The sequence below is a fragment of the Streptomyces sp. XY431 genome (assembly GCF_001279805.1).
GTDB lineage: Bacteria > Actinomycetota > Actinomycetes > Streptomycetales > Streptomycetaceae > Kitasatospora > Kitasatospora purpeofusca.
Genome location: NZ_LGDO01000507.1, coordinates 1 through 11,267, shown reverse-complemented (window position 1 = coordinate 11,267; position 11,267 = coordinate 1). Strand labels below are relative to the sequence as shown.

3 protein-coding genes are annotated in these 11,267 nt (G+C 73.6%); 1 reads left to right on the top strand and 2 read right to left on the bottom strand.

What is annotated here, in order from left to right; translation table 11 throughout:
- Window positions 1-7: 7 nt before the first annotated feature.
- Together ADK60_RS36940 and ADK60_RS36935 are read right to left on the bottom strand one after the other, a co-directional pair.
- Complete coding sequence (locus ADK60_RS36940) at window positions 8-9,430, bottom strand: type I polyketide synthase (RefSeq protein ID WP_079009009.1); 9,423 nt, start codon at window positions 9,428-9,430, stop codon at window positions 8-10.
- 147 nt (window positions 9,431-9,577) lie between these two features.
- A complete protein-coding gene (locus ADK60_RS36935; protein ID WP_053651183.1) occupies window positions 9,578-9,793 on the bottom strand; it encodes a DUF5988 family protein in 216 nt (71 codons plus the stop codon).
- A 783-nt stretch (window positions 9,794-10,576) separates the two neighbouring features.
- Between ADK60_RS36935 and ADK60_RS36930 the strand changes: the two genes are divergently transcribed.
- Complete coding sequence (locus ADK60_RS36930; RefSeq protein WP_053651182.1) at window positions 10,577-11,005, top strand: hypothetical protein; 429 nt, start codon at window positions 10,577-10,579, stop codon at window positions 11,003-11,005.
- Window positions 11,006-11,267 lie beyond the last annotated feature (262 nt).

Genomic DNA, 11,267 nt, shown 5'->3' with positions numbered 1-11,267 from the left:
CCTCGGTTCAGTCGGTGTTCAGCTCGCTGTCCAGGCGAGCGAGCAACTCGTTGTCGGATTCCGTCGCGCGGTCGGACGCCTCGTCGATGCCGTACAGGTCGAAGATCAACTCCTGGAGGAATTCCGTGAGCTCGTTCCGGTCGCCGGGAGCCGGCGGGTCGCTGAGCAGGGCCGCTCGAAGCGTCCGCAGCTCGGTGAGGGGAGAGCGGGGAGCCGGCTCGACGGCGGGCCCGGGGGACAGCCTGGACTCCAGGAAAGCGGCCAGGGCGGCGGGTGAGGGGTGGTCGAAGGCGAGGGTGGCGGGCAGCCGGATCCCGGTGCGGGCGCTCAGGTGGTTGCGCAGTTCGACCGACGACAGCGAGTCGAAGCCGATGGCCCTGAACACGTCGTCGTCACCGATGGTCTCCAGGGCGCGATGGCCGAGCACGGCCGCGGCCTCGGCCCGGACGGTGTCCACCAGCAGCCGGCGCCGCGCGCTGCCCGGCGTGGCGGCCAGCTGCTCGGCGAAGGACGCCGCGGACCGCTGATCGGTGCTCCGGTGCGCCGCCCGGCGGCCGGGCCGGCGGGGAGCCAGCCCGCGCAGGACGACGGGAGCGTCCTCGACGGCGCGCAGGTCCAGCCGTACCGGAGCGAGGACGGCGAGAGCGGACCCGAAGGCCGCGTCGAAGAGTGCCAGGCCGGCGGCGGTGGGCAGTGCCGCCACACCCGAACGCGCCATCCGGGTGAGGTCGGTGCGCCCCATCCCCCCGGTCAGGGTGCTCTGCTGCTCCCACAGCCCCCAGGTGAGGGAGAGCGCCGGCAGCCCGTGGGCCCGGCGGTGGTGGGCGAGGGCGTCGAGGAAGCCGTTGGCAGCGGCGTAGCCGGCCTGGCCGGGGCTGCCGAGGACGCCGGTGACGGACGAGAACAGCACGAAGGCCGACAGATCGAGGTCGCGGGTCAGTTCGTGGAGGTTCCACGCGGCATCCGCCTTGGGCCGCAGGACGGTGTCGAGCCGTTGAGGGGTGAGGGCGGGGATCACGCCGTCGTCGAGGGTTCCGGCCGCGTGGACGACGGCGGTCAGCGGGTGCTCGGGGGGGATGCCGGCCAGGAGGCGTCCGAGTGCGTCGCGGTCGGCCGCGTCGCACGCGGCGACGGTCGCCTCGGCACCGAGTCCGGCGAGTTCCTCGACGAGCTCGGGCGCGCCCGGCGCCTCGGGGCCGCGCCGACTGGTCAGGAGCAGGCGGCTGACGCCGTGCTCGGTCGCGAGGTGGCGGGCCAGTCGGCCGCCCAGCGTCCCGGTGCCCCCGGTGATCAGCACGGTGCCGTCGCGGCGCAGCGGTTCGGGCATCGTGAGGACGATCTTGCCGGTGTGCCGGGCCTGGCCGAAGTGCCGCAGCGCGGCGGGGGCCTGCCGGACGTCCCAGGTGGTGACGGGCAGCGGGCTGAGGCGCCCTTCCTCGAACAGTCCGGAGAGGACGGTGAGGATCTCACCGATGCGGTCGGGGTCGGCGGTGAGCAGGTCGAAGGGGCGGTAGCGGACCCCGGGGTGGCTGGTGGCGATGTCGGCCGGGTCGCGCAGGTCGAGTTTGCCCATCTCCACGAAGCGGCCGCCCGGGGAGAGGAGGCCGAGTGAGGCGTCGACGAACTCCTGGGCGAGGGAGTTGACGACGACATCGACGCCGGCCCCGGCGGTGCTGCGCCGGAAGTGGTCGGCGAAGCCGAGGCTGCGGGAGTCGCCGATGTGGTCGTCGTCGAGCCCGAGGGACCGCAGTACCCCGCGCTTGCCGGGGCTCGCGGTGCCGAAGACCTCGGCGTCCCACAGGCGGGCGAGTTGCAGTGCCGCCATGCCCAGGCCGCCGGTCGCGGCGTGGACGAGCACCCGTTCGTGGGGGCGTACCCGGGCCAGGTCGGCCAGTCCGTGGTAGGCGGTCAGGAACACCACGGGAACGGAGGCGGCGGTGGCGAAGGACCAGCCGGGCGGCATGCGGGTGATCAGCCGCCGGTCGGTGACGGCCACGGGGCCGAAGGAGCCCCGCATCAGGCCCATCACCCGGTCGCCCGGCGCGAAGGAGCGCACGTCCGGGGCGGCCTCGACCACGACTCCGGAACCTTCGAGGCCCATGGCGTCCTGTTCCGGGGACATGTCCAGCGCGACGAGGACGTCGCGGAAGTTCACACCCGCGGCACGGACGTGGACGCGGACCTCTCCGGGGGCGAGCGGCCGGCCGGCGGCGGTGTTCTCGACGGTGGTGAGGTTGTCCGGCGTGCCGCGTTCGGTGATGTCCACCCGCCAGGGCGCGTCCTCGGGAGGGGTCAGCGCGTCGGCGGCGGTGAGCCGGGTCAGGCGTGGGACCAGGAGTTCGCCGGCGCGCAGGGCGAGCTGGGGCTCGCCGGAGTCCAGCGCGGTGGCCAGGGCGTTCCAGGAGTCGGGGTGGTCGTCGATGTCGACCAGGACGAACCGGCCCGGGTTCTCGGTCTGTGCGGAGCGGACCAGGCCCCACAGGGCCGCACCGGCCGGGTCGGGGATGTCCTCGCTCTGGTGCGTGGCCACCGAGCGCCGGGTGATGACGGCCAGTCCGGAATCGGCGAACGCGTCCTCGCCCAGCCACTGCTGCACCAGGGCGAGAGTCCGGTGCGCGGCCTCGTGGGTGCCAGGCACCGGACCGGGGCCGTCGTGGAGGGGGGCGGTGATCACCGCATCGGGCCTGGGGCCGTCCGCGGCGGTGTCGGCTGCCAGCGCTGCCAGGTCGGGGTAGCCGCGGATGACGCCGGGGGCGGGTTCCGTGGGGCCGATCCAGGCCCACCGCCGGGTCGGCCGGTCCTTCGCGGCCACGGGTGCGGGCGGGGTCCAGCACAGGTGCAGCAGATCGTCCTGGCCGTGGCCGGCCACGGGCGGGCCGAGGCGCTCGACCGGCAGTGGCCGGGTGGCCAGCGACCCGACGGTGAGGACCGGGGCCCCCGCGGGGTCGAAGGCGGCCAGGGTGGCGCTGTCGGTGCCGTCGAGGGTGGCGCGGATCCGCAGCGAGGTGGCTCCGGTGGCGTGCAGGGCCACCGATTCCCAGGAGAACGGCAGACGGATGTCGCCGGGGCCGGACCTGCCGAGCAGGCCGGTGACGGACAGGGCGTGCAGCGCGGCGTCGAGCAGTGCCGGATGGATGCCGAAGCCGTCGGCGCCGGTGTGCTGCTCCTCGTCGAGTTCGACGTCCGCGAAGACCGTGCCGTCCTGGTGCCAGACGCCGCGCAGGCCCTGGAAGGCCGGGCCGTAGTGGTAGCCGTCGGCGGAGAGCGTCCGGTAGACGTCGGCGGCGGCCACCGGCGTGGCGCCCTCTGGGGGCCAGGTGGGCGGGGCACCGGCCGGGTCGTCCGCCGGGTCGTCCGCCGGGCCGTTCGCCGCGTCGCCTGCCGCGTCGGTGAGTCTGCCGGTCGCGTGCCTGACCCATGGGCCGGGTTCCGTGCGCGAGTGGATCTCGAACCCGCGGCCACCGGAGGCGTCCGCGGCGGCGACCGTGAGCTGGACGGTGGCGCCGGAGCCTTCGGACAGGGCCAAGGGGCTTTCGAGGACGAGGGTGTCGACGCGGTCGCATCCCGTGCGGTCGGCGGCGTGCAGGGCGAGGTCGGCGAAGGCGGTGCCCGGGACGAGCACGGTGCCGGCGATGGTGTGGTCGGCCAGCCACGGGTGGTCGTGCAGGGAGAGCCGGCCGGTCAGGACGAGCCCGCCGTCGCCGGCGAGGTCGACGGCCGCACCGAGGAACGGGTGGCCGCCCTCCTCGATTCCCGCGCGGACGGCCGGCCGGGACCAGTAGCTCCGCCGCTGGAAGGGGTAGGTGGGCAGGGCGACCGGACCGGGGTTCCGGCCCTTCAGCCCCTGCCGCCAGCCGATCCTCGTGCCGTGCACGTGGAGCTCGGCGGCGGAGGCGAGGAAGCGTGCGAGGCCGCCGTCGCCGCGCCGCAGCGATCCGGCGACGGTCACGTCCTCCAGGGTGTCCTCGATGGCGTGGGTGAGGACAGGATGGGGACTGCACTCGACGAAGGTGCGGTGGCCCTGCGCGGCGAGGACGCGGACGGTCCGCTCGAACTGGACGGTGTCGCGCAGGTTCCGGTACCAGTACTGCGCGTCCAGGCCGCTGGTGTCGGTCCGTTCGCCGGTGACGGTGGAGTAGAACGCGGCCTTCGAGCGGAGGGGGGTGATCCCGTCCAGGGCTGCCAGGATCGGGGAGCGGATCGCTTCGACGTGGGCGCAGTGCGAGGCGTAGTCCACGTGGATCCTGCGGGCCTGCACCCCGTCGTCCCGGTAGGCGCTGATGATGTGCCCGACCGCGATCGGGTCGCCGGACACGACAGTGGTGGTCGGGCCGTTCACGGTGGCGATGTCGAGCACCCCGGGGTACTCCGCCGCCAGCCGTGCCGCCACCTGCGCGGCGGGAAGCGGCACCGAGGCCATGGCGCCGGTGCCGGCCAGGGCGGTGATGGCCCTGCTGCGAAGGGCGACCACCTTGGCTGCGTCCTCCAGGGACAGCGCCCCGGCGGTGTAGGCGGCGGCGATCTCCCCCTGGGAGTGGCCGATGACGGCGTCCGGCCGGACGCCCATGCTCCGCCACAGCTCGGCGAGCGAGGTCATGACGGCGAACAGCGCGGGCTGGATGACGTCGACCCGGTCCATCCCGCCGTGGAGCACCTCGGTGAGTTCCCAGGGCACGTAGGCCCGCAGGGCGGTCGCGCAGGCCTGCAGGTGATCGCGGAACACGGCGGACTCGGCCAGGAGGTCCACCGCCATACCGGCCCACTGGGTGCCCTGGCCGGGGAAGACGAAGACGGTCCTGCCGGTGTCCCGGGCGGTGCCGGTGAGGAGACCGGGGGCGGCCTCGCCCCGGGCCAGGGCTTCCAGACCCCCGAGGTGGTCCCGGGTGACGGCGGCGCGGTGGGAGTGGTGGCTGCGGGTGGTGGCCAGCGCGTAGCCGGGGCGCAGGTCGGGACGGGCGGTCAGGTGGTCGTGGAGCCGCCGCGCCTGGTCCCGGAGGGCTTGTTCGGTACGCGCTGACAGGAGCCACGGCAGGGCGTCGCCGGATTCCTCGGTGCGGGCCTCCGGTGTCGTGGGCGGAGCCTCGACGATGAGGTGGGCGTTGGTCCCGCTGATGCCGAACGAGGAGACGGCGGCCCGGCGCGGCCGGTCCACCGCGGGCCAGGCGGTGGGTTCGGTCAGCACGGTCACCTGGCCGCTGTCCCAGTCCACCTGGTGCGAGGGATCGTCGACATGGAGGGTCCTGGGGAGAGTGCCGTGGTGCATCGCCTGGACCATCTTGATGACGCCGGCGACACCCGCGGCCGCCTGGGTGTGACCGATGTTCGACTTGATGGATCCCAGGTAGAGGGGGTGCTGACGGGGCCGGCCGTAGACGGAGAGGAGGGCCTGGGCTTCGATGGGGTCGCCCAGGGCGGTGCCGGTGCCGTGCGCCTCGACCGCGTCGACCTGATCGGGGGTGAGGCCCGCCCGGTCGAGCGCGGCCCGGATGACGCGTTCCTGGGACGGCCCGTTGGGGGCGGTGAGGCCGTTGCTGGCACCGTCCTGGTTGACGGCCGAGCCGCGGATGGTGGCCATGACGGGGTGGCCGTTGCTCAAGGCGTCGGAGAGGCGCTCCACGACGATCACGCCGACGCCCTCGCCCCAGGCGGTGCCGTCGGCGCCGTCGGCGAAGGCCTTGCACCGGGCGTCGGGGGCGAGCCCGCGTTGGCGGCTGAACTCCACGAACATGCCGGGAGTGGCCATCACGGTGGCACCGCCTGCCAGCGCCAGGGTGCATTCCCCGGCGCGCAGTGACTGGCAGGCCTGGTGGATGGCCACCAGCGAGGAGGAGCATGCGGTGTCGATCGTGATCGCCGGTCCCTCGAGTCCGAGCGCGTAGGCGATCCGGCCCGAGGCGACGCTGGTGGTGGTCCCGGTGAGCAGGTAGCCGTCGAGCCCGTCGCCGGCCTGCGCCAGGGGCGGGCCGTACTCCTGGGAGGTGACGCCGACGAAGACTCCCACCGGTGTGCCCCGGAGGTCGTCGGGGACGATCTGCGCGTGCTCCAGCGCTTCCCAGGAGGTCTCCAGGAGGAGCCGCTGCTGCGGGTCCATCGCCAGGGCTTCGCGTGGACCGATCCCGAAGAATCCCGCGTCGAACTCGTCGGCCCCGTCGAGGAAGAAGCCTTCGCGGACGTACATCCGCCCCGGGGTGCCGGGGACGGGGTCGTACAGGCGGTCCACGTCCCAGCCCCGGTTCGTGGGGAACGGGCCGAGCGCGTCGGCGCCCTCGGCCGCCAAGCGCCACAGATCCTGCGGGTCGCGGATCCCGCCCGGGTAGCGGCACGCCATCGCCACGATCGCGATCGGGTCGCTGTCGGAACGCGGGCCGGCCGCGGTGCGGGGCCGTTCGGCGGCCCGGCCGCCGAGGAGGGTGTCCAGGTGGGCGGCCAGGGCCGTGACGCTCGGGTGGTCGTAGGCGGCCGCGGTCGCGAGGGAGAGCCCGGTGGCGGCGTTGAGCCGGTTGCGCAGGGCGACGGCGGACGCGGAGTCGAGACCGAGGTCACGGAAGGCCCGGTCCGGGTCGACCGATGCGGGTTCCTGGTGTCCGAGGACCGCCGCGACGGCGCTGCGGACCAGAGCGAGGACGTTGTCGCCCTGCTCCTGCCCTTGTTCCGGTCCCCGCTCGTGCCCCTGTTCCGGTCCCTGTTCCCGCTCCCGCCCGGCGTCGGGCGGCCGGGTACCGGACCCGTCCAGCTGGTAGCGACCGCGCTGGAACGCGTAGGTCGGCAGCGCGGTACGGCGCGGGGCATGGGGGGCGAGCACGGTCCGCCACGCGACCGGGACGCCGTGGGTGTGCAGTTCGGCGAGCGAGGCGAGTACCGCGCGGTCGTCCGCCACCCCGGACTTGAGGGTGGTCACCACGGCCGCCGGCTCTCCGCCGAGGCACTCGTCCACCATTCCGGCGAGAACACCGCCCGGGCCCAGCTCCAGGTAAGTAGTGACGCCCTCGGTCCGCAGGGTCCGCACACCGTCGTGGAAGCGCACGGTCCGGCGAACGTGCCCGCTCCAGTACCCGGGCGTGCACAACTGGTCGGCGGTCGCCACCAACCCGGTGACATTCGACACGACGGGGATCTCGGGGGAGTGGTAGCAGACCCGGGCGGCGACCGCCTCGAAGTCGGCGAGCATGGCGTCCATCCGGTGGGAGTGGAAGGCATGGCTCACCCGCAGCCGCTTGGTCCTGCGCCGCTCGGCCTTCCAGTGCGCGGCGACCGCGAGGACGGCGTCCTCGTCACCGGAGACGACCAGGGAGGCCGGGCCGTTCACCGCGGCGATCGACACCCGGTCCGCCAGCCCGGCGAGACCGGAACGGACCTCCTCCTCGGTGGCTTCCAGGGCCACCATCGCACCGTCCGGAGGAAGTGCCTGCATCAGGCGCCCGCGGGCCGCGACCAAGGTCGCGGCGTCCTCCAGGGACAGCACCCCGGCCGCGTGGGCGGCGGTCAGCTCGCCGATGGAGTGGCCCGCCAGCAGATCCGCCCGCAGACCCCAGTGCCGGAACAGCCGGAACATCGCCGTCCCGACCGCGAACAGCGCCGCCTGGGTGAAGACCGTCCGGTGCAACAACTCCGCTTCGGGCGTGCCCTCCTGGGCGAACACCACGTCGCGCAGGGGCCGGTCGAGAAGCGGGTCCAGTTGCCCGCAGACCTGGTCGAACGCCTCGGCGAACTCCGGGAACCGCTCGTGGAGACCCGACGCCATGCCCGGGTACTGACTGCCCTGGCCGGAGAAGAGCACCGCGCACTTGCCGGGCCCGGCGGCGCCCACCGATGCCCGGGTGAGCCCGTGGCACTGGCTGTCCTGTGCCAGGGCGTCCAGCCCGGTCAGCAGATCGCCGAGGTCCGAGCCGACCACCGCCGCGCGGTGCTCGAACGCGGTGCGGTCGACCGCCAGGGACCAGGCGACATCGGCCGGCCGCAGCGCGGGGTGCTCCTCGACGTGGGTGCGCAGCCGGGCGGCCTGCGCGCGAAGTGCCTGCTCGCTCCTGCCCGAGAGCACCCACGCGACGGAGGGCCGCGTCGCGTTCGGATCGGGTGTCCGTGTCGCGTTCGGGTCCGGTGTCCGTGTCGCGTTCGGGTCCGGTGCCCGGTCGTCCTCGGAACGGCCTTCGGCAGGAGGACCGGTGACGATGAGATGACAGTTGGTACCGCCCATGCCGAAAGAGCTGACCCCGGCGATCAGCGGCTCCTCGGGGCGCGGCCACGGCCCGAGGACCTGCTGGACGCGCAGCCCCAGGCCGTCCAGATCGATGGCCGGATTGGGCCGCTCGAAGTTGAGACTGGCCGGCAGCTCCCGGTGCTCGATGCTCAGCACCGTCTTGATCAGTCCGACGACACCGGCGGCACCTTCGAGGTGGCCCACATTGGTCTTCACCGAGCCCACCGCCAGCGCCGACGCCGGTACCCGGCCCCCGCCGAGAGAGGCGCCGAGGGCCTCGGCCTCGATCGGATCGCCGACCTCGGTCCCGGTCCCGTGCAACTCGACGTACTGGACCGAGGCGGGAGCGACCCCCGCTGCACGGCACGCCGCCCGCACCACTTCTTCCTGCGCCCCGGCGTCCGGCACGGTGAGGCCGGGCGTGGCGCCGTCGTTGTTCACCGCGCTGCCGCGGATGACCGCGAGGACGGGGTCGCCGTCCGCCAGGGCACGGCTCAGAGGCTTGAGGACGACGACCCCGCCGCCCTCACCGCGGACGAACCCGTTGGCACGGGAGTCGAAGGTGAAGCAGCGGCCGTCGGGCGAGAGGGCACCGAACAGCTCCGCGGCCGAGGTGCTCTCCGGCACGGCCTGGAGGTTGACACCGCCGGCGATCGCCAGATCCGACTCGCCCCTGGCCAGGCTTTCGCACGCCAGCCGGATCGCCACCAGGGACGACGCCTGGGCGGCGTCGACGGTCAGGCTCGGTCCGCTCAGCCCGAGGGCGTAGGACACACGATTGGCGATGATGCTGCGATGAGTGCCGGTGAACGTATGCGGCGTCAATGCCTCGGCGCCGCTTCGGTAGAGCCGTGCGGGATAGTCGTCGCACATCGCGCCGACGAAGACACCGGTGCGGCTCCGCGCGAGCGAGCCCGGTACCAGTGCCGCGTCCTCCAGGGCTTCCCACGACAGCTCAAGGAACAGCCGCTGCTGCGGGTCCATGACCGACGCCTCTCGCGGTGAGATGCCGAAGAACTCGGGGTCGAAGAGGTCGATCCGGTCGAGATAGCCGCCGGGCCGGCCGGGGCCCGCACCGAAGCGGTCAGGGGGCGGGTCGGTGATCGCGGCCCTGCCCTGGGAGAGCAGACGCCAGAACATCCGCGGGTCGGGAGCTCCGGGGACACGGCATGCCAGGCCGAGGACGGCTGTCGCCTCCTGGCAGGGCGCGGTGTTGTGCTGCTGGAGTGCCATGGCAGCCCTTCCGGAATGCGGCACGCGGGTGCGTGCGGTGGGGGAGGTGCGTGCGGTGGCGGGCCCGGCAGGCAGTGGCCCGCTCATCGCACGGAGGCGATCGCCAGGTGTGGGTGACGGAGTTTCGGAAGGACGACCCGGTCCTCGTTATTCGGCGATCCGGGTGCTGTAGCTCCAGCGGAAGACGGGGAGGAACTGTCCCGCCACCTTCTCCATCTCGCCGGTCGACTCGTAGTGCTCGTTGCATCCGCAGTACGACACGACCGCTCGCCCGCTGTCGGCGAGGGCGAGGTCCGAGATCTGGCACGTGCACGGCACGCCCTCGGGGCCGCCTTCCAGGAAAACCATTTCTTGCGCGTCCATTGCCATTGCTCCCGTGACATTTTCCCCGAGAATTCCGGACCCCGGCGTTCCGTTAATCGGACAGGAGTCGGCCGATCGGGCTGCAGCGGGGCGGGGAGGGTGCACCGGGCGGTGCGTTGGCGAATACGCGGCATGTCGGGAGTCGCGAATTTCGCGGACCAGCTCGTTCTCTGCCCGTCGGGTCGGCAGATGCCGGGGCAAAGGATAGTGGGGAGTTGCCAGTTGTGCATATTCGGCGCTGGCCGGTATGGCAGATATTGTGCAGCTCCTATCCCCATTGGATCACGCTGCGTGGTCCTGGGAAAGGGGCAGTGTGAAATTTTATACAGATTGCGCAGGTGGTGGGCAGAATAACGCTGCGTGGGCGAACCAAGAGTGACCGTGGTGACCGAATGTGCGGAATCGGCCAGGAGGCTGAAGCAGAACCTCCGGTCGAATGAAGGACGGCGAACCGGCCCGGTTCCCTCGGTCTCCGGCCGACGTGTCGAGCGGTCCCAGGCGCCCGGTCCCCGGCACCCGTCCACCGGGCCCGTCCGCCGGGTGCTCCGCACAGCGCCGGCCACCGTACGGCGCGGACCACCGCCGCGTCGGTCTCCCGCTCGTCCGACGGGTCCTCGGCGATGCCTGCCTCCGTGTCGGCAGCGCGGGCGAGGTCCCGGCGGCCGGCCGGTGGAAGGGCGGTCCGGCCGGACGGGTGAAACCCCGCCACCGGCGGGTGAGCCGGACGTGCTCCGGGAACGGCCGGAGCGGTTGACTGGGGCCCTCTCCTCGGGAAGGTTCGGCATGCGGCGTGCGCCCCGGCACTGGCACTCCGTGGCCCGGTGTGCCGTGACGGCGCTGCTGGGTGCCGCGCTGGTGCTGCTGGGCGGGGCGGATGCCGCCGAGGCCCGGCCGTGGGTGGCCGGCGCGCACTGCGTCACCGCCCAGGAGGCCCCCGCCGGGGGAGGGGAACCGCTGCCGCTGGCCGCCCCGGGCACCGACGAGTGCCCCGAACCCGCCGAGCGTCGCCGCAGCCCGGGAGCCGTCCCGCTCCATGCCGGCGCCCACCGCGCGGGCCCGACCCGCGTGACGGGCTGCGGTCAGCCACCGCTGCTGCTCACCGGGGCGTACGCCGTGCACGACCTCGCCCGGCCCGCCCCGCCACGGCCCCCGTACCCCGGACGAACCGGGTCCGAGGCCGCAGGCGCACGAGGCGTCGTCCTGCGCTGCTGAAGGGTCCCGCCGGGCAACCTCGGGCCCACGCACCACCCACCCCGGCCGTGCAGGGCCCGGCCCGGCTTCCTGCGTCCCCCTTCCATGCCGTACCGCAGGAGATCCACCATGCCCTTCGACGTCTTCGCCGCCATCGGCGCCATCGTGCGCGCCGAAGCCACCCGGACCACCGAGCCCGCTCCGTCCGCTCCTTCTGGGCCGTCCGCTCCGTCCGACCCGGACGCCACTGCCCACCCCGCCGAACCGCACCCGGCCCCGCACC

Coding starts and splice junctions, on each gene's coding strand:
- ADK60_RS36940 (WP_079009009.1), bottom strand. CDS start 9,430: ATGGCACTCCAGCAGCACAACACCGCGCCCTGCCAGGAGGCGACAGCC.
- ADK60_RS36935 (WP_053651183.1), bottom strand. CDS start 9,793: ATGGACGCGCAAGAAATGGTTTTCCTGGAAGGCGGCCCCGAGGGCGTG.
- ADK60_RS36930 (WP_053651182.1), top strand. CDS start 10,577: ATGCGGCGTGCGCCCCGGCACTGGCACTCCGTGGCCCGGTGTGCCGTG.